18 protein-coding genes, 1 tRNA gene and 1 pseudogene are annotated in these 22,486 nt (G+C 68.2%); 14 read left to right on the top strand and 6 right to left on the bottom strand.

The genetic code is table 11. The features are described 5' to 3' along the window. Positions 1 to 8 precede the first annotated feature (8 nt). Together glmU and E3T34_RS15440 are read left to right on the top strand one after the other, a co-directional pair. The gene (glmU, locus tag E3T34_RS15445) at positions 9 to 1,433 is read left to right on the top strand and encodes a bifunctional UDP-N-acetylglucosamine diphosphorylase/glucosamine-1-phosphate N-acetyltransferase GlmU (protein ID WP_104100823.1); all 1,425 of its coding nucleotides are present in this window, start codon (positions 9 to 11) and stop codon (positions 1,431 to 1,433) included. After that, positions 1,434 to 2,411 (top strand): ribose-phosphate diphosphokinase, encoded by a 978-nt coding sequence (locus E3T34_RS15440; protein WP_104100824.1) that lies wholly within the window; start codon positions 1,434 to 1,436, stop codon positions 2,409 to 2,411. Positions 2,412 to 2,508: 97 nt separating this feature from the next. Here E3T34_RS15440 and E3T34_RS15435 read toward each other — a convergent pair whose 3' ends face one another. Further along, on the bottom strand, positions 2,509 to 2,877 hold the full coding sequence (locus E3T34_RS15435) for a hypothetical protein (protein WP_104100825.1): 369 nt from the start codon (positions 2,875 to 2,877) through the stop codon (positions 2,509 to 2,511). Positions 2,878 to 3,101: 224 nt separating this feature from the next. Between E3T34_RS15435 and E3T34_RS15430 the strand changes: the two genes are divergently transcribed. Next, positions 3,102 to 4,061: a hypothetical protein gene (locus tag E3T34_RS15430; protein ID WP_134343489.1), complete on the top strand. Its 960-nt coding sequence runs from the start codon at positions 3,102 to 3,104 to the stop codon at positions 4,059 to 4,061. 122 nt (positions 4,062 to 4,183) lie between these two features. On the opposite strand, the gene gndA is transcribed toward E3T34_RS15430, so the two are convergent. After that, the gene (gene gndA, locus E3T34_RS15425; protein WP_241977432.1) at positions 4,184 to 5,587 is read right to left on the bottom strand and encodes an NADP-dependent phosphogluconate dehydrogenase; all 1,404 of its coding nucleotides are present in this window, start codon (positions 5,585 to 5,587) and stop codon (positions 4,184 to 4,186) included. A 393-nt stretch (positions 5,588 to 5,980) separates the two neighbouring features. On the opposite strand from gndA, the gene E3T34_RS15420 reads away from it, so the two are divergent. The 3 genes from E3T34_RS15420 to mfd are packed head-to-tail and all read left to right on the top strand — an operon-like array spanning position 5,981 to position 10,891. Beyond that, the gene (locus E3T34_RS15420; RefSeq protein ID WP_134343487.1) at positions 5,981 to 6,592 is read left to right on the top strand and encodes a 50S ribosomal protein L25/general stress protein Ctc; all 612 of its coding nucleotides are present in this window, start codon (positions 5,981 to 5,983) and stop codon (positions 6,590 to 6,592) included. Between the two features lie 38 nt (positions 6,593 to 6,630). After that, a complete protein-coding gene (gene pth, locus E3T34_RS15415; RefSeq protein WP_134343486.1) occupies positions 6,631 to 7,212 on the top strand; it encodes an aminoacyl-tRNA hydrolase in 582 nt (193 codons plus the stop codon). A gap of 52 nt (positions 7,213 to 7,264) precedes the next feature. Then, positions 7,265 to 10,891 (top strand): transcription-repair coupling factor, encoded by a 3,627-nt coding sequence (mfd, locus tag E3T34_RS15410; RefSeq protein WP_134343485.1) that lies wholly within the window; start codon positions 7,265 to 7,267, stop codon positions 10,889 to 10,891. Between the two features lie 183 nt (positions 10,892 to 11,074). Here mfd and E3T34_RS15965 read toward each other — a convergent pair whose 3' ends face one another. Beyond that, positions 11,075 to 11,245 (bottom strand): hypothetical protein, encoded by a 171-nt coding sequence (locus tag E3T34_RS15965; RefSeq protein WP_158250261.1) that lies wholly within the window; start codon positions 11,243 to 11,245, stop codon positions 11,075 to 11,077. Between the two features lie 88 nt (positions 11,246 to 11,333). Between E3T34_RS15965 and E3T34_RS15405 the strand changes: the two genes are divergently transcribed. The 8 genes from E3T34_RS15405 to E3T34_RS15365 all read left to right on the top strand — a co-directional run bounded on the left by E3T34_RS15405 (position 11,334) and on the right by E3T34_RS15365 (position 19,249). Continuing rightward, positions 11,334 to 12,065, top strand: coding sequence for a MazG family protein (locus E3T34_RS15405; protein ID WP_134343484.1), 732 nt, complete (start codon positions 11,334 to 11,336; stop codon positions 12,063 to 12,065). 418 nt (positions 12,066 to 12,483) lie between these two features. Then, positions 12,484 to 13,740: a histidine--tRNA ligase gene (gene hisS, locus E3T34_RS15395; protein ID WP_134343482.1), complete on the top strand. Its 1,257-nt coding sequence runs from the start codon at positions 12,484 to 12,486 to the stop codon at positions 13,738 to 13,740. Positions 13,741 to 13,846: 106 nt separating this feature from the next. After that, positions 13,847 to 15,127, top strand: a complete 1,281-nt coding sequence (gene eno, locus E3T34_RS15390) for a phosphopyruvate hydratase (protein ID WP_104170826.1) — start codon at positions 13,847 to 13,849, stop codon at positions 15,125 to 15,127. Positions 15,128 to 15,251: 124 nt separating this feature from the next. Beyond that, the gene (locus tag E3T34_RS15385) at positions 15,252 to 15,728 is read left to right on the top strand and encodes a septum formation initiator family protein (protein WP_134343481.1); all 477 of its coding nucleotides are present in this window, start codon (positions 15,252 to 15,254) and stop codon (positions 15,726 to 15,728) included. Beyond that, a complete protein-coding gene (locus E3T34_RS15380; protein ID WP_104100835.1) occupies positions 15,725 to 16,246 on the top strand; it encodes a DUF501 domain-containing protein in 522 nt (173 codons plus the stop codon). Before E3T34_RS15385 ends, E3T34_RS15380 begins: the two co-directional genes overlap by 4 nt. Continuing rightward, on the top strand, positions 16,243 to 17,523 hold the full coding sequence (locus E3T34_RS15375; protein WP_369827965.1) for a S8 family serine peptidase: 1,281 nt from the start codon (positions 16,243 to 16,245) through the stop codon (positions 17,521 to 17,523). The genes E3T34_RS15380 and E3T34_RS15375 overlap by 4 nt, the downstream gene beginning before the upstream one ends. 38 nt (positions 17,524 to 17,561) lie before the next feature. Continuing rightward, positions 17,562 to 19,094, top strand: a complete 1,533-nt coding sequence (locus tag E3T34_RS15370; protein WP_134343480.1) for an NAD(P)/FAD-dependent oxidoreductase — start codon at positions 17,562 to 17,564, stop codon at positions 19,092 to 19,094. Positions 19,095 to 19,173: 79 nt separating this feature from the next. Beyond that, positions 19,174 to 19,249, top strand: a tRNA-Leu gene (locus E3T34_RS15365). Between the two features lie 625 nt (positions 19,250 to 19,874). Here E3T34_RS15365 and E3T34_RS15360 read toward each other — a convergent pair. From E3T34_RS15360 to E3T34_RS15955, 3 genes and pseudogenes are all read right to left on the bottom strand, one after another. Then, positions 19,875 to 20,801, bottom strand: coding sequence for a Ppx/GppA phosphatase family protein (locus tag E3T34_RS15360; RefSeq protein WP_104100837.1), 927 nt, complete (start codon positions 20,799 to 20,801; stop codon positions 19,875 to 19,877). Between the two features lie 34 nt (positions 20,802 to 20,835). Continuing rightward, positions 20,836 to 21,150 carry a hypothetical protein gene (locus tag E3T34_RS15960; RefSeq protein ID WP_166785915.1) on the bottom strand — a complete coding sequence of 105 codons (315 nt, stop codon included), beginning with the start codon at positions 21,148 to 21,150 and terminating at the stop codon, positions 20,836 to 20,838. 241 nt (positions 21,151 to 21,391) lie between these two features. Beyond that, a pseudogene (locus E3T34_RS15955) lies at positions 21,392 to 22,486 on the bottom strand (hypothetical protein); the annotation flags it as partial.

Raw genomic sequence — 22,486 nt, 5'->3', positions numbered from 1 at the left:
GAAACCCCGTGACTGATTCCCGACTCGCAATCGTCGTGCTGGCCGCCGGCCAGGGCACCCGCATGAAATCAAGCACTCCGAAACTACTGCACGAGTTGGCCGGTCTGCCCATTCTCAGCCATGTGCTGGCGACCTCCCGCGCCCTCGAAGCGGCACATGTCGTCACCGTGGTGCGCCACGAGCGCGACCAGCTGGCCGCCCTCGTCGGCAAGGACCTGCCCGAGAGCCTGATCGTCGACCAGGACGAGCTGCCCGGCACCGGACGGGCCGTGGAGCAGGCCATCACCGCTCTCCCCGATGACTTCGAGGGCGACGTGCTCGTGGTCAGCGGCGACGTGCCGCTGCTCAACGCGGCCACGCTGGCCAGTTTCGTCGCCGCGCACCGCGACCGGGACGTCTCGGCTACCGTGCTCTCTTCCTTTCCGGAAGACGCCACCGGCTATGGCCGCATCGTGCGCTCCGAAGAGGGCGCCTTCGACCGCATTGTCGAGCAGAAGGATGCGACGGCCGAGGAACGTGCCATCTCCGAGACGAACGCCGGGGTCTACGTCTTCCGCGTAGCCGAGTTGCGCGAGCAGCTGGCCAACGTCACCACCGAGAACGCGCAGGGAGAGAAGTACCTCACCGACGTGGTCGGGCTGCTGCGCCAGGCCGGGGCCGAAGTGCGGGCCGTGCCGGTCGCCGACGCCTGGCTGGTGGCCGGCATCAACGACCGGTCCCAGCTCAGCGAGACCGCGCGCCAGCTGAACGGCCTCATCGTCTACGGCTGGCAGCTGGCCGGCGTGACCGTGCAGGATCCTGCCACCACCTGGATCGACCTCAAGGCGAAGCTGGCTCCGGACGTCATCATCCGGCCGGGCACGCAGATCCTCGGTTCGACCGTGATCGAGACCGGTGCCGTGATCGGCCCGGACACCACCCTCCTCGATTGTGAAATCGGCGAGAACGCGGTGGTGAAGCGCACGGATGCGACGCTCGCGGTCATCGGCGCCGGCGCATCCGTCGGTCCGTTCGCCTATCTGCGCCCGGGCACGAATCTGGGCGCTGACGGCAAGATCGGTACCTTTGTCGAGACCAAGAACGCGACCATCGGCGTGGGTAGCAAAGTGCCGCACCTCAGCTACGTCGGCGACGCGACCGTGGGAGTGGGATCGAACATCGGGGCCGGCACGATCTTCGCTAACTACGACGGTGTGACCAAGAACCACAGTGAGATCGGGTCCCACGTGCGCACCGGGTCGCACAACGTGTTCGTCGCGCCGATTAGGATTGGGGACGGGGCGTACACGGGTGCCGGAACAATCGTCCGTAAGGACGTGCCGGCCGGGGCCTTGGGCCTCACCGTGGCCCCACAACGCAATATGGACGGCTGGGTACAGACCAACCGCCCAGGAACCGATGCGGCGGCGGCTGCGGCAAAGAGTGGAGACTAGGTGTCTGGAATCAAGACCAGCGGCGAAAAGCGACTTGTATTGGTTTCGGGGCGAGCACACCCGCAACTGGCACTGGACATCGCCACGGAACTTGGTACCGAACTCGTTCACACCGACGCACGCACCTTCGCGAACGGCGAGATCTACGCGCGATTCGATGAGAGCGTGCGCGGCTCGGACACCTTCGTGATCCAGTCGCACACCGACCCGATCAACGAGTGGCTGATGGAACAGCTGATCATGGTCGACGCGCTCAAGCGGGCCTCCGCCAAGCGCATCACGGTCGTGGCGCCGTTCTACCCTTACGCCCGCCAGGACAAGAAGGGCCGCGGCCGCGAGCCGATCTCGGCCCGGCTGATCGCCGACCTGTTCAAGGTCGCCGGAGCCGACCGGATCATGGCCGTCGACCTGCACGCCGCCCAGATACAGGGCTTCTTCGACGGCCCCGTCGACCACCTCTTCGCCATGCCCGTGCTGCTCGAGCACTTCAAGGAGAAGCTCGACCCGGCCACCCTGACTGTCGTCTCGCCCGACATGGGCCGCGTGCGCGTCGCCGACATCTGGAGCGACAAGCTCGGCGCCCCGCTGGCCATCATCCATAAGCGTCGCGACCCGAAGGTCGCCAACCGGGTCTCCGTGCACGAGATCGTCGGCCAGGTCGAGGGTCGCGTCTGCCTGATCGTCGACGACATGATCGACACCGGCCGCACAATCGTTCTCGCCGCCGAGGCCCTGCGCGCCGCCGGCGCGATCGGCGTCGTCGTCGCCGCCACCCACGCCGTGTTCAGCCACCCGGCGCTGGAGCTGCTGCAGAATCCCGCGATCTCCGAGGTCGTCGTCACCGACACCCTGCCGATCCCCGAGGAGAAGCGCTTCCCCACGCTCACCGTACTGCCGATCGCGCCGCTTCTGGCACGGGCCATCCACGAGGTCTTCGACGAGGGTTCCGTCACCTCGATGTTCGAGGGCGCCGCATAGCCGCGGGCCCTTCGCACAGCGAACCCCGGCCGGTCGTCGACGGATGTCGGTGACCGGCCACCAGTCTGTCGGGGCTCAGTCCTGATCGGGACCGGGTCTACGCCGGCATCTCGGTGCTGGGCGCCCGGGGCGCCGAGGGAATGATGCCGAGCGGCACGACATATGTCTCGCGCTCGTTCAGATCGATCGCGTAGCACTGCCAGCCGAAGCCGCCCGGACCGTTCAGCTCGAAGCGGGCGTCGAAGTCGACGGCGCCCGGATAGTACCGAGCCGTGGCCACGCTGCACGCATTGGCGGCCGTGGTCGTCGCCACCTGCACGCTCGTTAGGATGCCGGGCACGATCAGCGCCACGAGCCCGAGCACGACGACGATGCGCATGATCAGGAGGGTGCGCGGACTGCGCAGGGGCCGGCCGGCATCCAGCGGCTCGTAACCGGAGAGTTCGGGGTGGTCGTCGCTCGTCATCAGGCTCCCAGTATCGCAAACAAGGCTGCTTCGTGCTGAACCTCCCCAACAGTTGCCCCAGCGGACGACTGTTGCCGGTGTGCGGGCAACAGTCGTCCGCTGCGGCAACGTTTGTTCCGCCGGGAGCGACGCGGCCACCCCTCCCCAGGCTCCCCGGGCCGCGCGGGCCCCACGGAACACGGGGGAGCGGCACCGTACCCGCTTCACACCGCGAACCTCGGCAGATGGCTGACGCGCGAATCGACGAGCACACCGGGCTGTACCTCTCGGGCGGGGCCGCCGCCACAGAGTCAGACGACCGGCACTTTCGGCGCGAGGCGCAGTTCGGGAGGAGTGCACTACGGCTACGCCGCGGTGTCTTCACCACGACGGAACACTGGGGGCCGCTCCCACCGCGACAGAGGCACCTCGCCGAGATCCGCGCGGTCGTCGCCACGCGAATGCGCGACCCTCTGATCAGCCATCAATCGGCGGCGGCCGTGTGGGGGATTCCCCTGGCCGAGGCCTGGCCGAGCACGGTGCACGTGCTCGCACCACCGCAGTCCCGGGCGCGGAGCAAGAATGGCGTGACGGTCCACCGCATCGACGTTCCCGACGGTGACATCGTCGACATCGACGGGATGCTCGTGACCAGTCCCGCGCGCACCCTGCTCGACCTGGCGCGCACCAGGAGTTTCGCCACAGCCGTCGTCGCGATCGATCATGCCCTCAATCCGCGAAGTGCATCCCCGGAGGTCTTCCTGACGGACGAGGTGCTGCGCGAGAAACTCCAGGAGTCGGTGTCGCCCCGGGGGTGGGTGAAGGCGGAACGGGCCATCCGCTTCGGACGGCCCAATGCGGACAACCCGGGTGAATCGCTCAGTCGTGTGGCGATCTTCGAGCTGGGCTTCCCCGATCCCCTGCTGCAGACGTGCCATCGCAACCCTCGAGGCGGCTTCTACTTCACCGACTTCGAGTGGCCGGCCTATCGTCTGATCGGGGAGTTCGACGGGCAGGGCAAATACCTCAAGGCGGAGTATCTCCGGGGACTCACGCCCGGGGAGGCGGTCACCCGGGAGAAGGTGCGCGAGGATGACCTCCGCTCGGAAGGCAATCGCATGGCCCGCTGGGGTCCTTCCGATGTGCGCCAGCGCGGTTCGCTCTTGCGCATCCTCACAACCGCAGGCCTCCCGGTCCTTCGATAATCTGCCGGCTGACACACAGGTGTTGCCAGCGCATAAAACTGTTGCCGGAGCGGACAACTGTTGCCGGTGTGCGGGCAACACTCGTCCGCTCCGGCAACAGTTGCGCCACCGGAGGAGCGGCTCTAGTGCGAGGAGCCCTCGGTCTTGATCTCGCTGCGGTCCCCCGACCACAGGGTATGGAAGGTTCCGGGCATGTCGACGCGCTTATAGGTGTGCGCGCCGAAGAAGTCGCGCTGGCCCTGCACGAGTGCGGCGGGGAGCCGTTCACTCGCGAGCGAGTCGAAGTAGCTGAGCGCCGACGCGAAGCCGGGAACCGGGATGCCCGACAGTGCCGCCGTCGAGACCACGCGGCGCCACGCCGACTCGCCGTCGGCGACGGCCTGGGCGAAGTACGGGTCGGCGAGCAGGGAGGCGATCGACGGGTCGTTGGCGTAGGCGTCGACGATGCGGTTCAGGAACTGGGCCCGGATGATGCAGCCGCCGCGCCAGATCGTGGCGATGGCGCCCTTGTCCACGGTCCAGCCGTACTTCTTCGCACCGGCGATGATCGCGTCAAAGCCCTGGGCATAGGCAACGACTTTCGACGCGTAGAGCGCCTGGCGCACGTCGTCTTGGAAGGTGTGGCCGACGACGGCGATTTCCGGGCGCGCGGTGATGGCGGCGCGCACGGGGACGCGCTGCTCCGGATGGCTGGACACGGCGCGGGCGAAGACGGCCTCGGCGATGCCGCCGACGGGCACGCCCAGGTCGAGCGCGTTCTGCACGGTCCACACGCCGGTGCCCTTCGAGCCGGCCTCGTCGAGCACGACATCGATGAATGGCAGGCCGGTCTTGGCGTCGACCTGGCGCAGCACCTCGGCGGTGATCTCGATCAGGTAGCTCTCGAGGTCACCCTCGTTCCACTCGGTGAACACATCGGCGATGGCGGCGGGGGAGTGCCCGGTCACCTTGCGGAGCAGGTCGTAGGCCTCCGCGATGAGCTGCATGTCGGCGTATTCGATGCCGTTGTGGATCATCTTGACGAAGTGACCGGCGCCATCCGTGCCGATGTGAGTGACGCAGGGGACGCCGTCGACGACGGCTGCGATCGATTCGAGGATCGGGCCGAGGGTCTTGTAGGCCTCCACCGAGCCGCCGGGCATAATGCTGGGGCCCTTGAGGGCACCCTCTTCGCCGCCGGAGATGCCGGCCCCGACGAAGTTCACGCCCGTGGCGCGCACCTCTTTCTCGCGGCGGATGGTGTCCTGGAAGTCGGCGTTGCCACCGTCCACGATGATGTCGCCGGGCTCGAACAGGGTGGTCAGTCGGCTGATCACGGCATCCGTGCCCGCACCGGCCTGCACCATGATGATCGCGGTACGCGGCTTCTGCAGCGACGCCACGAACTCCTCGATGGTCTCTGAGGCGACGAAGCCGGCCTCGGGGTGCTCGGTCGTGAGCAGGCGGGTGCGCTCGGGGGAGCGGTTGAACACCGCCACGGTGTTGCCCGCACGGCTGGCCAGGTTGCGGGCGAGGTTCGAGCCCATCACCGCCAGTCCCACTACGCCAATGTTTGCCTGTGCTGCGCCGGTTTCGGCCACGTTTGCTCCTTCAGCTATCTGTTCTCAGAACTCCTTCAAGGCTAGTCGCTCGGCCCATGGCCGTGACGTGGAGTGACGCGGGCGGTGCCGGTGACGGATGCCGCTGCGCGCGTTCGCCGCGCGCCGTCGCCTCCGCTAGACTTACGAGTTGAACTTCGGCGAGGGCTGCCGCCCGCCGGGAAACCGAGGGTGCGGCATCCGTTATCGACGCGGCGGAATGCTTCACGGCCTTTCCTCACGCTGACACGCGTTCGAGTTGAAAAATGAACCAGTACCCACCTTTGCGGGCATCGTCCGCAAACCAGATCTGGGCCGTAGCGGTCCGCAAGGAGAAACACCATGGCTGACGCCACCAACAAGATTGTCGCCGACCTGCGCGTGAAGTTCGGCAAGGGTGCTGCCCGCAAGCTGCGCGTGCTGGGCAAGATCCCCGCCGTCATGTACGGCCACGGCACCACCCCGGTTCACGTCGCGCTCCCCGCGCACCAGATTGGCCTGCTGCTGCGCCGCGCGAACGCAGTCCTCGAGCTGGACATCGACGGCAAGAGCCACCTGACCCTGGTCAAGGACGTCCAGAAGGACCCGTTCCTCCAGATCATCGAGCACCTCGACCTGATCGTCATCCGCAAGGGTGAGAAGGTTCAGGTCGAGGTTTCCGTGCACCTGAACGGCGAGTCGGCCCCCGGCACCATCGCCGACCTGGACACCAAGACCCTCCTGCTCGAGGTCGAGGCCACCAGCATCCCGCAGAACCTTCCGGTCTCCATCGAGGGCCTCGAAGACGGCGACCAGATCCGCGCGAAGGACGTCGTGCTCCCCACGGGCGCCACGCTCATCTCCGACGAAGACGCCGTCGTCGCGTTCGTGCACCTGCCGGCCGAGGAAGAAGAGGAAGAGGAAGAAGAGGCCGAGGCCGCCGAGGGCGACGCCGAGGCCGCTCCCGCCGAGTAGTCATCCCCTTCTGGTTTCGTCGTAAGCGGAGGATTCCCCTGGACGACAATCTTTGGCTTGTAGTCGGGCTCGGCAACCCCGGGCCCGACTACGCCGGTAACCGACACAATGTCGGCCACATGGTGGCTGCCGTGCTCGCCGACCGCCTGTCGGCGGCTTTCAGGAACCACAAAACGAATTCGTCGGTCGCCGAGGGGCGCAGTTTCCCCGGGGGGCCGAAACTGGTGCTGGCCAAGCCGAACACGTTCATGAACGTGTCCGGCGGGCCGGTGGCCGCGCTGCTTCGCTTCTACTCGCTGGAGCCCGCGCGTCTGATCGTCATCCACGACGACCTTGACCTCCCGTTCGACACGATGAAGATCAAGGTCGGCGGCGGCCACGGCGGCCACAACGGCCTGCGCGACATCATCGCCGCAGCGGGTACGAACGAGTTCATCCGCATCCGCGTCGGCATCGGGCGCCCGTCTGGCCGGCAGCCGGCCGCGGACTTCGTGTTGCACGACTTCACGTCCCCGGAACGTTCGGCTCTGCCCAACCTGTTGACGGATGCCGCCGACGCGATCGAACTCATCGCAGCCGAGGGCGTCACTGCCGCGCAGCAGAAGTTCCACGCCCCCTGATTCCCCTTGATCGCCCGGGCTGGCTGTCAGCTGGGTTGCGTAGAATGCTCCGGTGACTCTCCAGGGCTTAATTGCCACACTTTCGCGCGCCTCCACATTCGACAATGCCCTCGCCTTCGCGAACCGGAACGTCGATTTCTCTCTCACCGAGGGGCTTCGCGCCCCGCTGCTCGCCGCCCTGCTCGAGCAGCGCACCCGGCTGGGCAAGGCCCCGGCCCTGCTGCTGATCACCGCCACCGGGCGGGAGTCGGAATCGCTGCACGAGAACCTTGCCTGCTTCGCCGCCGACGCCGAGATCATCGACTTCCCGGCCTGGGAGACGCTGCCGCATGAGCGGCTCAGCCCCAGCGCCGAAATCGTCGGCAAGCGCCTCTTCGCCCTGCGACGGATGCGCGAGTGGGAGGAGAGCGCCCCGGCCGCCCGACGCCCCCTGATCGTCATCGCCTCCGTGCGCGCCGCGCTGCAGCCTGTGGCCGACAACCTCACCGACTACGAGCCGATCGACCTGGTCGCCGGCCAACGTGGTCACGACCTCTCCGCCATCGCACGTGAGCTCGTCAACGTTGCCTACGCCCGGGTGGACATGGTCACGCGGCGCGGTGAGTTCGCGGTGCGCGGCGGCATCCTCGACGTCTTCCCGTCGATCGCCCCGCACCCTTTCCGGGTGGAGTTCTTCGGGGACGAGGTCGAGCAGATCCGCGCGTTCTCGGTCGCGGACCAGCGCTCCTTTCCTGCCCCGGTCGACTCGGTGAGCCTGCCGCCGAGCCGCGAGCTGCTGCTCAGTCCCGCCGTTCGGCAGCGGGCCCGTGAGATGCAGCACGAGTTCCCGAGCCTGTCCGGCCTGCTCGCGAAGATCGCCGAGGGCATCCCGGTCGAGGGCATGGAGAGCCTCGCACCTGCTCTCGTCGACCGGCTCGTGCCGATCACCCACTATTTGCCCGCGGAGGCGGCCGTCGCCGTCATCTCGCCCGAGCGCGTCGCATCCCGGGCGATCAGCCTGGCCGAGACCAACCGGGAGTTCCTGGGCGCGGCGTGGAGCGCCGCGACCGCGGGCGCCGAGGCGCCGATCGACCTGGAGTCGGGCGACTTCCTCACCCTCGGGCGGCTGCGGGAGGCCGTGCAGTTCAGTGCGCCCGGCGCCCCGGCGTCCGCGCACGTGTGGTGGACCCTGAGCTCCTTCCAGGCGGCGCCGACGGATGCCCCGGTGCTGCCCGAGCACCGGGAACTCGACGACCTGCTCACGGTGCGGGTCGAGGGCGACGCCGTGCCGAGCTTCCAGGGCAGCGTCGAGGGCGCCGTCGGTCACCTGGCCGAGCGGCTGAAGGCCGGCTGGACCGTCGGCATCGTCGCCCAGGGTGCCGGGCTGGTCGAACGCGCCGCCGACGTTCTGGCCGAGCGGGAGCTGCCCGCCCGGATCGTCACGGAATGGCCGAGCCGACCCGAGGCCGGTATCGCCTACCTGCTGAAAGCATCCGTCGACCACGGTTTCGAACTGCCGGAGACGAAATTCTCCCTGGTCAGCGAGTCCGAATTCTACGGCCGCACCGTGGGCTACGACGCGCGCCAGGTGAAGAAGCTGGCCAGCCGGCGCAAGAACGTCGTCGACCCGCTGCAGCTGAAGGCCGGCGACCACGTCGTGCACCAGACCCACGGCATCGGCCGGTTCATCGAGCTCACCCAGCGTGAGGTCTCCAGCGGCGGGCGCAACCCGGTCAAGACCAAGCGTGAATACCTCGTGCTCGAATACGCGCCGTCGAAGCGCGGGCACCCGGGTGACAAGCTCTACGTGCCCACCGACCAGCTCGACCTGGTCAGCCGCTACGTCGGCGGGGAGGCGCCGACGCTCAGCAAAATGGGCGGCAGCGATTGGTCGGCCGCGAAGACCAAGGCGCGTCGTGCCGTGCGGGACATCGCCGTCGAACTCGTCAAGCTCTACTCCGCACGGATGGCCAGCAAGGGCCACGCGTTCGGGCCGGACACCCCCTGGCAGCGCGAGTTGGAGGAGGCGTTCCCGTTCGCCGAGACGCCCGACCAGCTCACCACCATCGACGAGGTCAAGGCCGACATGGAACGGCCCATCCCGATGGACCGGCTGCTCTCCGGCGACGTCGGGTTCGGCAAGACCGAGGTGGCCGTGCGCGCCGCCTTCAAGGCGATCCAGGACGGCAAGCAGGTCGTCATGCTGGTGCCGACGACCCTGCTCGTGCGCCAGCACATGGAGACGTTCCAGGAGCGCTTCGCCGGATTCCCGGTGCACCTGCGCGCGCTCAGTCGATTCCAGACCGAGAAGGAATCCCGCGAAACCATGGCGGGCATGCTCGACGGCACCGTCGACCTCGTGATCGGCACCCACCGGCTGCTGTCGGACTCCATCGTGTTCAAGGACCTGGGCCTCGTGATCATCGACGAAGAACAGCGCTTCGGCGTGGAGCACAAGGATGCGCTGAAAAAGCTCAAGACCAACGTGGATATCCTCGCGATGAGCGCCACGCCCATCCCGCGCACGCTGGAGATGGCGGTCACCGGCATCCGGGAGATGTCCACCCTGGCCACCCCGCCGGAGGACCGGCACCCGATCCTCACCTTCGTCGGACCGTACTCCGACCGCCAGGTCGCCGCGGCCATCCGGCGGGAGCTGCTGCGGGAGGGCCAGATCTTCGTCGTGCACAACCGGGTGTCCAGCATCAACCGGGTGGCCGCGAAGCTGGCCGAGCTCGTGCCGGAGGCACGGATCGCCGTGGCGCACGGCCAGTTGCCGGAGGCACAGCTGGAACAGGTCGTCGTGGACTTCTGGGAGCGCAAATTCGATGTGCTGGTCTCGACGACGATCATCGAGACCGGCCTGGACATCGCCAACGCGAACACGATCATTATCGACCGCGCCGACAAGTTCGGGCTCAGCCAGTTGCATCAGCTGCGGGGGAGGGTCGGCCGCGGCCGGGAGCGCGCCTACGCCTATTTCCTCTACGACGAGAACAAACCGTTGACTGAGATCGCCCACGACCGGCTGTCGACCATCGCCGCGAACAACGAACTGGGCGCCGGCATGCAGGTGGCGTTGAAGGACCTCGAAATCCGCGGCGCGGGCAACCTGCTCGGCGGCGAGCAGGCCGGGCACATCGCCGGGGTCGGCTTCGACCTTTACCTGCGCATGATCGGCGAGGCCGTGAGCGCCTTCCGCGGCGACGTCGCGGAGGGCCAGACGGAGCTGCGGCTCGAACTGCCCGTCGACGCCCACATCCCCGAAGACTACGTCGACAGCGAGCGGTTGCGCCTCGAGGCCTACCAGAAGCTGTCCGCCGCAAGCTCGCCGACGGCCGCGAAGGACCAGATCGACCTGGTCCTCGACGAACTCACCGATCGCTACGGCGAGCCGCCCCAGCCGGTGCAGAACCTCATCCTGGTCTCCCGGCTGCGGTGGCTGGCCCAGCAGGCCAGTCTCGGCGAGGTCGTCGCGATGGGTTCGAACCTGCGCGTGTCGCCGGCGAACCTCGCCGACTCGATGCAGGTGCGCCTGCAGCGCATGTACCCCGGGTCGCGCTACTTCACCCAGAACGGTGCGCTGACCGTGCCCATGCCGCGCATCAACGGGGAACCGCTTGGGGATGCGGCGCTGATCGCCTGGGCCGGCAACCTGCTCGACGCTCTCTTCCCGCGTCCCGTCGTCGCGGTCGCGTAGCCCGCCGCGGCCGGGTGGCCCGTCGCGATCGCTTGACGAGTGAACGTGGGTCCGACCCGTCTTTCAGCGGTTCCGTCCCGAACGAATTCGACGGAGATTCTGTCCAAATCGAACGTAAACACACCGAGAGTGCGCTCCTTCGAGAAAATCTCCGTCGAATTGGTACGACGCCGGATACTCCACTCAGGTCTCCGGTGCGCCGCTGCCAGGCATCGGGCGCAGGATCGCGGCGGCGGCCCGCAAACGGCTCCGGGTACCCACGATGAACACTGGGTCGCCTACCCGGCGCTCGCCGGCCACCGTGAGCTCCCGCCGCATCCCGATGCCTGGCAGCGGCACCTCCGTGAAAATCATGGCGCCGGCATAGACCGGGGCTGGGGCTCCTCACGGGACGGATCAGGCCCCGCAGACTCCGTCAATTCCGGGCGATTAGAGTTGTCGCGTGTCCCCTACAGAGAATCCCACCGTCCCGGCATCCGTCCCGGCATCCGCCTCCAATCTCGACGAACTCGTGCGCGTGGTGGCTCTCCTGCGTGCACCGGGCGGATGCCCGTGGGACGCAGAGCAGACCCACGAGTCTCTGGTGCAGTACCTGACCGAAGAGACGCACGAGCTGATCGAGGCGATCGAGTCGGGCAGCCGCGACGAGATGCTCGAGGAGCTCGGCGACGTGCTCTACCAGGTGGTCTTCCACGCCGACCTCGCGGCGCACACCGCGGGCGAAGACTTCGACATCCACGATGTCGCCGCGCATATGACCGCGAAAATGGTGGGGCGGCATCCGCATGTCTTTGGCGACCTGAACCTGGAAACGGCCGACGACGTGGCCCTCGCTTGGGACGACTTCAAGGCTGCGGAGAAGCCCTCCCGCACGAGCGTGCTCGACGGGATCCCGCAGGGCATGCCGGCCCTCGCGCTCGCCGACAAGGTGCTCGGCCGAGCCCAGAAGATCGGGCTGCTCGGCACCGAGGCCGCGTTCCCGCTTCCGATCGAGACCGAGGGCCAGCTCGGCCCGCTGCTGCTGGCCATCGTGTCTGCGGCCAAGAGTCAGGGGCTCGACTCCGAACGTGCCCTGCGCACGGCCCTCCGCGGTCTGCAGGACGAGATCCGCGAGGCCGAGACGACGGATGCCGGCGACGTTTCCGACGCCGGCATCATCGGCCTGCCCGGCTGAGGCCTGCCCGGCTGAGGCTTGCGCGGCTGAGGCTTGCGCGGCTGAGGCCCGCCCGGCTGAGGCTTGCGCGAAGGCCTGCGCTGAGGCCACGCGGCGGTGCCGACAGGGCGGTGGCGGAACAGTCCAACCATGAGCCAGACATCCGTCAATGGTCTTCTGTCCGCTCAGATCGGTGACGAATTCGATGCCTCGCAGCAGTTCAGCGCCATCGCCGTCTGCTTCGCATCGCCCTGGCGCTGGCCCAGGAGAAGCAGGTCACAGCGCAGGCCGAGGAAGTGGCCTGGATGTCCACCCTCCTGACCATCGCCAGGGCGCCGGTGACAACCACTTCGACATCTTGCACTACATCGCATGAGAGATTGTGTCGGGCGTCCCGGCGGAAATCGACGGGCCGACCCGAACTGACACAATTGGGGCTATGGCAACACCAGTGACCCCTCCCCGCGGCATGCGCGACTTCCTCCCCGCCGACAAGGCGTCCCGGGAACACGCACTGGCCGTGATCCGGCGAAGCTTCGCGGCGCACGGCTTCGACGAGATCGAGACCCCGGTGTTGGAAGACGCGGCCCGACTGCACTCCGGGCTCGGCGGCGACAACGAGAAACTCGCCTTCGCCGTGCTGAAGCGTGGGTTGAAGCCGACGGATGCCGCGGCCGCCGCCGCATCCGGCGACCTGCTCGGGCTGGCCGACCTGGGCCTGCGGTTCGACCTCACCGTTCCGCTCGCCCGGTTCTACGCGACTCACCGGGCGGAACTTCCGACGGTGTTCCGGTCCATCCAGATCGCGCCGGTCTGGCGGGCGGAGCGTCCGCAGAAGGGCCGCTACCGGCAGTTCGTGCAGTGCGACATCGACATCATCGGCGAGTCCGGCCTGCTTGCCGAGATTGAGCTGATCACCGCGACCGCCGCCGCGCTCGACGCCCTCGGCCTGACCGGGTGCTCCATCCGCGTCAACGACCGCCGCATCCTGACCGCCCTGCTCGCCCATTGGAGCGTGGCTCCCGAGCTGAACGAACGCGCGCTGATCGTGATCGACAAACTCGACAAGATCGGCGTCGACGGGGTTGTCACGGAGCTCGCCGGCCTGGGCATCGCCACCGACGGCGTGGCCGATACCCTGACCCAGATCGCCGATGCCGGCTGGACGGCCGCCGAGCCGACTCCGCCGGCCTGGCTCAACACGGATGCCTTCGCCGACCTGCTCGCGCTGCGCGCCGCGATGCCCGAGGTACGGCTCGTGTTCGACCCGACCCTCGTGCGCGGGATGGGCTACTACACCGGCACCATCTTCGAGATCTCACACCCCGATCTCGGCTACTCCCTCGGCGGCGGTGGCCGGTACGACGGCATGATCGGCCGCTTCCTCGGCACCGAGGTGCCGGCCTGCGGGTTCTCGATCGGGTTCGAGCGCATCGTCGACCTGTTGGGCGTGGATGCGGCATCCGCTGAGAACGCCGTCGTACTGGTGTACGACAAGGGAACAGACCCGGCCCGGCTCGTGGCGCTCAAGCGAACACTGGTCGAACAGGGCCTCCGGGTGCGCCTCGAACAGCGCACCAAGAACGTCAAGGCGCTGCTGGAACGCGCGGCCGGAGCCGGTTACGGGCGCTACTCGTTCGTCGGGGCGGATGTCTCCGGCGCGGGCGAACTCGATTTCCGTCCCCTCGGCGGCTGAGGCCAGTCGCTAGACTGTTATGGGATTGGAACACGGCGCTGTCTTCCTCGATTCCTTCAGACCAACACCCCAACGATTAAAAAAATATAGGAAACAGGAGATAGCTGTGGCTCTCATTGAGGCAGTAGTAGCGCGCGAGATTCTTGACTCCAGAGGCAACCCGACCGTTGAGGTCGAGGTATTGCTTGATGACGGTTCGGTCAGCCGTGCCGCCGTTCCGTCCGGCGCATCCACCGGTGCGTTCGAGGCTTACGAGCTGCATGACGGCGACAAGTCACGTTATCTGGGCAAGGGCGTCCGCAAGGCCGTTGACGCTGTCATCGACGAGCTCGGCCCGGCAGTCGAGGACCTCGACGCCGCTGACCAGCGCATCATCGACGCCGTCCTCAACGAGACCGACGGAACCGACAACAAGCACCGCGTCGGCGCCAACGCTATCCTCGGCGTCAGCCTGGCCGTCGCCAAGGCCGCCGCGACCTCGGCCGGCCTGCCGCTGTTCCGCTACCTCGGTGGCCCGAACGCACACACCCTTCCGGTCCCGATGATGAACATCATCAACGGAGGCTCCCACGCCGACAACGACGTGGACATTCAGGAATTCATGGTCGTCCCACTCGGAGCCGAGTCCTTCGCCGAGGGACTCCGCTGGGGCACCGAGACCTACCACGCCCTCAAGGCGCTGCTCAAGTCCAAGGGCCTCTCTACCGGCCTCGGCGACGAGGGTGGCTTCGCCCCCAACCTGCCGAGCAACCGTGCCGCTCTCGACCTCATCGTCGAAGCCATCCAGAACGCCGGCTACACGCCCGGCAAGGACATCGGTCTGGCGCTCGACTGCGCCGCCTCCGAGTTCTACAAGGACGGCGTCTACCACTTCGAGGGCAAGGAACTCACCGCCCTGGAGCTGTCCGCGTACTACGTCGAGCTCGTTGCGGCCTACCCGCTCGTCTCGATCGAAGACCCGCTCGAGGAAGACGACTGGGACGGCTACGTTCACCTCACCGCCGAGCTCGGAGACAAGGTCCAGATCGTCGGCGACGACCTCTTCGTGACCAACCCGGTGCGCCTTGCCAAGGGCCTGGCCCTCGGCACCGCGAACTCCATCCTGGTCAAGGTCAACCAGATCGGCACCCTGACCGAGACGCTTGACGCGGTGTCCCTCGCGCAGCGCGCCGGATACACCGCCGTCATCTCGCACCGCTCCGGTGAGACCGAGGACACCTTCATCGCCGACCTCGCGGTTGCGACGGATGCCGGCCAGATCAAGACCGGAGCACCCGCCCGCAGCGAGCGCGTCGCGAAGTACAACCAGCTGCTCCGCATCGAGGAAGAGCTGGGCGAGGCCGCCGTGTACGCGGGCCGCTCTGCCTTCCCGCGCTTCAAGGCGTAGTTCGACTGGAGCTCTCGGAGCGCGGGTTCACCCCGCGGCTTCGGGAGCTCCATTTTTTTGTCCGATTGCGGTTAGGGTTCCAGTGCGGGACAACCGCGACCAGCGATTCACGAAGGGAGTTGCCGTGGCCAGGAAACGCGCCGAAGAACAGCCCGTCGCGCTGCCCCCGACCGAGACCGCGGCCGCTCGCTGGCTGCGCGGCCTGCGCCTGTCCGGGTTTTCGCTGGTGATGATGGGCCTCCTGATCATGGCCGTGATCGTCTTGGCGCCCGGCATCCGCACCTACGCCGACCAGCGCCAGCAGATCGAATCGCTCACGGCGGCGGTCGAGGCCCAGCAGGGCGCCGTGGAAGAGTTGAAGAGTGAGCGGGAACGCTGGAACGACCGCACCTACGTCACCACGCAGGCCAGGGACCGACTGTCCTATGTGCTTCCCGGCGACGTGAGCTTCCTCGTGATCAACGATCTGGCCCTGCCCGTCGCGGGCGACGCGGCCGCACCTGTCGCCACCCCCACCATCCAAACCACCAACGTCGATTGGCTCTCCTCCATGTTCGCCTCCGTAATGACGGCCGGTCTGGCTCCCGAGGCCGCGAAATGACCCGGCCTCCCTTCGATTCGGTCACCGAGGACGACATCACCATCGTCTCGGCTCAGCTGGGACGCCCGGCCCGCAACGTCGTGGGCATCGCCGCGCGTTGCGTTTGCGGCGCCCCGACCGTGGTGGCGACGGCGCCGCGCCTTGCCGACGGCACCCCCTTCCCCACGCTGTACTACCTGACGCACCCCGCGGCGACCGCCGCGCTGTCGTTCCTCGAGGCCACCCAGGTGATGAACGAGTACAACCAGTTGCTGGCCGATGACGAGCAGGTGCGTGCCCGCTACCGGCGTGCGCATGAGGGCTTCCTTGCCGACCGCGAGATCCTGGGCACGGTTCCGGAAATCGTCGGCATCTCCTCCGGTGGTATGCCCGAACGTGTGAAATGCCTGCACGCGCTGGCCGCCCACTCTCTGGCCGCAGGCCCCGGAGTGAACCCGATCGGAGATCTGGCCCTCGGCCGGGCGGCCTGGACGCCCGCCGTCTGCGAGTGCCTCGACTACACCACGGCCGACGAGTGACCCGCTCCGCCTGGCGTCGGATCGGCGCGGGCGTCGCCCTGGGCCTGACCATGGCGCTGGGCGGGGCTTTCGTTGCACCGACCGCGCCGGCCTTCGCGGAGAACACGCAGGTGCGTGACCTTGAGTACTGGCTCAATGACTACGGATTCACCCAGGCCTGGAATACGACCCGTGGCGCGGGCGTGACGGTGGCCGTCATCGATACGGGTGTCGCCGACGTCGCCGACCTCACCGGTGCGGTCGTCGGCGGAACGGATGTCTCCGGGCTCGGCTCCGCCAATGGGCAGACGCCCGTCGGAGAAGGCAGTGAGCACGGGACTCTGGTGGCATCCCTGCTGGCCGGACGCGGCACGGGTGAGGGGTCCGGCGTGCTGGGAGTGGCTCCCGAGGCGTCGCTCCTGGCCGTCTCGGTGGCCTTCGGCACCAGCGACGCCACCCTCAGCAACGACGACCAGATCGCCGAGGGCATCCGCTGGGCCGTCGACAACGGCGCCGACGTCATCAACATGTCCCTCACCCGCAACACCTTGGACTGGCCGCCGAGCTGGGACGACGCCTTCCTCTACGCGTTCGAGAACGACGTCGTGGTCGTCGCCGCCGCCGGGAACCGAGGCAGCGGCACCACCGAGGTCGGAGCCCCGGCCACCATCCCTGGGGTGCTCACGGTCGCCGGTGTCGACCGCAACAAGGGTGCCAGCTTCGACGCGTCCTCGCAGGGCATCACGATCTCGGTGGCCGCGCCCAGCGAGCAACTCGTGGGCGTCGTTCCGGGCGGCGGCTACGTGCAGTGGAACGGCACCAGCGCGGCCGCGCCCATCGTGTCGGGCCTGGTCGCTCTGGTGCGCGCCGCCTATCCCCGCCTCGATGCTGCGGAGGTGATGAACCGGGTCATCGAAACTGCCGACCCGAACGGGCGGGTCGTGCCCAGCCCGATCTACGGCAACGGTCTGATCGATGCCGCGGCGGCGGTCACTGCGGCCGTGCCGGCATCCACGAGCCCGGAACCGGCCGCCCTGCTGGAGGAGTGGATCCGGGTACACCGGCGGGCGGACACCGAGGTCGAGCCCACGCCGCAGACCGCCACGCAGGTGCCGGTCGCGCCGCAGGAAGACCCGGCGTTGCCTGCCCCCAGCGTCGTCGCGGCATGGTTGCCCAGCCCGCTCACGCTGACGTATGTCACAGTGCCGCTCCTCGTCCTGGTCGGGTTTGGTACTCTGGTAACGCTGCTCGGCACCGGGGCCACTCGGCACATCAAGCGAATCCGGTCAAAACGGTAAGTTTTCGTGCAGCCAAATCATGTAGGAGGACTTTCATAGTGCCCAAAATTCTTATTGTCGGTGGCGGCTACGCCGGGTTCTACACCGCGTGGAAGCTGGAGAAATGGCTTCGCGCCGGCGAGGCCGAGGTCACCATGGTCGACCCTCTGCCGTATATGACCTACCAGCCGTTCCTGCCGGAGGTCGCAGCCGGCTCCATCGAGGGTCGCCACGCCGCAGTCGCGCACCGTCGTCACCTCAAGAAGACCAACGTCGTGACGGCCAAGGTCACCCACATCGACCACGCCACGAAAACCGCGACCATCACCCCGCCCATTGGCGAGCCCTACGAATTCGTCTATGACGTCGTCGCGGTGACGGCCGGCGCCGTGTCGCGCACGTTCCCGATCCCGGGCGTCGCGGACCAGGCCATCGGTCTGAAGACCATCGAGGAAGCCGTCGCCATCCGTGACCGCGTGCTCACCAACTTCGACAAGGCTGCCCAACTTCCGGCCGGCCCCGAGCGCGACCGCCTGCTCACCTTCGTCGTCATCGGCGGGGGCTTCGCCGGCATCGAGGTCTTCGCAGAGCTGCGTTCCTTCGCGTCATCGCTGCTGAAGTCCTACCCGCAGATCGGGTTCGACGACACCCACTTCCACCTGATCGAGGCGATGGGGCGCATCATGCCCGAAGTTTCGCTGCCGACCAGCCTCTGGGTCATCAAGCACCTCGACGAACGCGGCGCGCAAATCCACCTGAACACGCAGCTGACCAGCTCGGTCGACGGCAAGGTCGAACTGTCCACCGGTGAGAGCTTCGAGACCGATCTGATCGTCTGGACAGCCGGAGTCATGGCTAACCCGGCCATCGTGCGCCACACCGACCTGCCGATCGAAGATCGTGGTCGCCTGCAGGTGCGCCCCGACCTGCGCGTCGGAACCGATGACGAGATCATCGCGGACGCCTGGGGCGCCGGCGACATCACCGCCGTTCCCGACCTGAGTGGCGGGGGAGTGGGCGGCTTCTGCGTGCCCAACGCTCAGCACGCGGTTCGCCAGGGCAAGCTCCTCGCGAAGAACATCGTCGCGGTGCTGCGCGGCGAGAATCCCGAGGAATACCTGCACAAGAACTTGGGTGCCGTCGCCGGCCTCGGCATCGGTTCCGGTGTCTTCCAGTCCGGCAAGATCGCCATCACGGGTCTGCCGGCCTGGTTCGCCCACCGCGGCTACCACGGCCTGGCCATGCCCAGCTGGGAGCGCAAGCTGCGCATCATCTGGGGTTGGATGAACAACTTCTTCCTCGGTCGCGACATCGTCTCGTTGGCCGCGGTGCAGAACCCGCGGGCCACGTTCGCGGAGTTCGCCTCGCGGCCCAAGCCGGTCGTGGATTCTGCCGCTCCGGCCAAGGCTCCGGTGACCGTCGCCGCATCGGCCAAGGCAGCGGCCACCGTAGCCGGCCCCGGCACGGGTCCCGCCGTCAAGGCAACGGCGCGTGCACCCCGAGCCCCGCGAAAGACCGCGGCCGACAAGGCTGCGGAAGTCGCTCCGGCAGGGGCGACCGAGAAGGCCGCGGCGACCGCAGCCGTCAAGTAACAGCGTCTGCGGGCGTCACCGAGGGAAACCGATGACGCCCGCAGCCCCTACGCTTGAGGCGTTCGGTTTCGCCGGGCGCGCCCCCGTAGCCCAATGGCAGAGGCAGACGACTTAAAATCGTCACAGTCTGGGTTCGACCCCCAGCGGGGGCACCACACGGTACGTCACAGCGTCACCGCGACACCGCGACACAGCGTCACAGCGTCACAGCGTCACGGCGTCACCGCGTCACCGCGTCACGGCCCCGACTCCCGCCGCCCGGGCGACAGCATCCATGCATCGTCGTTCAACCTGCCGGCAGACCCTGAACGGATGCCGCGTAAATCCCTGCCCCCGGTCTGTGCCGGGTGAGGCAGCCTGTCCGGCCCGGTTTCGTCGCGCTACGATCCGCGAGTGAAACGGTCGATGCCTCCTGCCACGTGCCATTCCCCGATGTAGGAACGGTGTCAGGGGCTTTCTGCAAACAACGTGGGCCATCACCCGGTTCTTCTTCTGGAAGTGATCACCACGGCGAAGGTGCTGCCCGGGCGCGGAACCATCACGACCGGCGAGGGCGCGCCGCTCACGGCCAAGGCGCTGCGCCGACCCGGCCGCTCCCTCGGCGTCACCGGCGCTTTGCACCACCGACGCCCCGCGCGCTTTCCGCTCACGGCGTCACTCTGTTGGAGTCCAGTCGGCCGAGGGCGGAACCAATTCGACGGAGATTTTGGCCTCAGAGCCCGGTTCCCGTCTGTTTGGCGCCATTCTCGGCAGAATCTCCGTCGAATTGGTTAGGGGCAGCTACTCCAGGTGGTCCAGATACCTCAGGATGATGCCCTCGCGGAGCGCCCACGGCGACACTTCCAGCTCGGTCACCCCGAAAGCGGCCATCGCCGCGTGGAGCACGATGCCGCCGGCCACGATCTGGAAGGTGCGGTCGGCGGTGATGCCGGGCAGCGCCGGGCGCGCCTCAGCCGGGATCCGGGCCAGCCGGGGGACCCAGTCGCTCAGCTGCGAGCGGCTCAGCTGCATCCGCTCGCCTGAACCGAAACCCTCCGCGGTGGAGCCGGCCAGTTTGGCCAGGGAGCGGATGGTCTTGGACGAACCGACGACGTGGTGCGGCGCCGGGAGCCCCTCGAACGCCACCAGGGCTTCCGCGAGCACGGCGGCGGCGTGCTCGCGGAGGGCGGAGACCTGCGCGGGCAGCGGCGGGTCGTCGTGCAGGAAGCCGATGGTGGAACGGCCGGCGCCCAGCGGCAGCGACAGCGCGACCGCAGGCACCTCGTTCGCGCCGGCGGCGATCTCCAGGGAGCCGCCCCCGATGTCGAAGAGCAGGATGTCCCTGGCGGACCAGCCGTACCAGCGCCGCACGGCCAGGAACGTCAGTCGGGCCTCGTCCTCGCCGGACAGGACCTGCAGGGCGACCCCGGTTTCCCGTTCGACCCGGGCGAGCAGTTCGGGCCCGTTCACGGCCTCACGGAGTGCGGAGGTAGCGAACGGCAGGAGGTCGTCGACGTGGTGGCGGCGGGCCACCTCGGCCGCGTTCCGCACCGACTCGAGCACGGCGGTGCACCCCTCCTCGGTGATGGCGCCCTCAGGGGTGAGGTAGCGCATCAGGCGCAGCACGGCCTTGTCGGAGGCCATCGGCACCGGCTGGGCGCCTGCGTGCGCGTCGACGACCAGCAGGTGGACGGTGTTCGAACCGACATCAAGGACTCCGAGGCGCACGCTCTCGACGATAGCGTGCGCCGCGGACGCGCCGTTACGCGCTGACACTGTGGCGGCTCGTCGTTCGGGTGCCGTCGACCATGGTGTGCAGGGAGTCCATCAGCGGCAGCAGCCGCTGGTCGTGGGTGACCAGCACCGTGGCGGTGTCGTGCTCGACGGTGAGCCGCGCGGGCCGTTTGCCGGCCTGGCCCAGGAGACCCACGGCATCCGGCATAAGGTTCGACTGCTGGAAGACGATGCCGAGCCGATCCCAGCGCAGCTGCGTTTTTTCGGCCAGGGACAGCAGGGTCGCATCGATTTCGCCCATGTGCACGGACCCGCTGTCGGGCGTGATCAGGGTGGATGCCACGGCGAGCAGGCTGGACGTGCCGCTGGATGCTCCAGACCGTGAAGAATGCGCCGAAGACCAGCGCCGAGATGCCGAACAGCATCGCCACCACGAGCAGCAGGCCGCCACACATCTACCCGAAGCTCGGGGTGTCCTCACGCCCGGCAGGCCGGCCTGATCCGTCGGGCCTGACCGGCCGTGTGACCTCTTGGCGGGCCTGACCCCGCGCCCTCTCGGCGGAATCATCGGGGGGGGGCGAGGCTCAGACTCGGGCGGGCGTGACGAACCGCTGCCAGGCCCAGGCCCCGATGCTGAGGGCGGCGAACAGGGTGCCTGCCACCCACCACAGGCTGAGGCTGCCACCTTCGTGCCAGAGTTCCACCGCCGGGGACAGCACTCCGAACATGATCGTGAAGGCGAGCACGGTCAGGCACGCCCAGATCGGCGGTGACCAGGCGAGGATGCTCCGTCCGCTGGTGCGTCCGATCGGGATCAGCACCAGCGCTGCCGAACCGATCGCGGCCAGTACCACACTGTTGATGATCTCGGCCGCCAGCGCGCTGAGGAAGCCGTCCGCGGCCGGCAGCAGGCCCAGCGTCAGCCAGCCGACCACGGCCAGCCCGATCAGGCTGCCGGCCCGAACGGCGGCGAGTGGGCCGCGCCTCGGCGTCAGTACCTCGGGGGCCACGGTGACGCTGCCGAGCAGCCCGAAGACCAGCGCCGGGTGAACGTCGAAAGCCCGGGAGGCCAACGCGGTCAGGGCGACCAGCAGCAGGTAGCGGGGCAGGAAAGTCACGGATGCTTTCGTCCGCCACATGCGGGAGCTCCACCAGAGCGGAACGAGCGCTCCGACCGCGTTGACGATGAGGAGGGCCAGCGCCACGGCGAGGAGCAGCCGCAGGTAGGCAGGCTGGCTGGTGACCGGCCCGGACAGCATGACGAGGGTGGCCGCGGCCAGCACGGCGGCGCCGGCCACCAGCCACCGGTTCAGAGGTAGTTCGGGAACGGTCTCGAATTCCTCGCGGGACCGGTTGCGGCCCGCGATCGGCATGCTCTGCCAGAGCGGGTGGCCGTCCGTGGCCCGGAACACGGTCCCGGCGAGGAGGCGCGCGGGGATGCAGAGCAGCAGGAGGGCACCGAGCGCCAGCAACGCCGCCTGGAACCAGGAGAGGTCGGGGGTCGACCACGGCGGCAGCACTGCCGTGGCGAACCGGGTGGGGTCGTTCCAGCCGCCCGGCAGCGGTGTGGCCAGGGCCACGGCCGGACGGTCTGCCTGCGGTGCCGGCGAGGCCGGGGCTGCAGAACCGGGCGGGGCTTCCGCCGGTGCCGACTCCTCGGCCGGCGGCGGGGCGGCGGG

Origin of the sequence: Cryobacterium sp. TMT1-62, from assembly GCF_004403145.1 — a bacterium.
GTDB lineage: Bacteria > Actinomycetota > Actinomycetes > Actinomycetales > Microbacteriaceae > Cryobacterium > Cryobacterium sandaracinum.
Note: the sequence above shows the minus strand (reverse complement) of the source record. Positions and strands in the feature narration are given on the sequence as shown.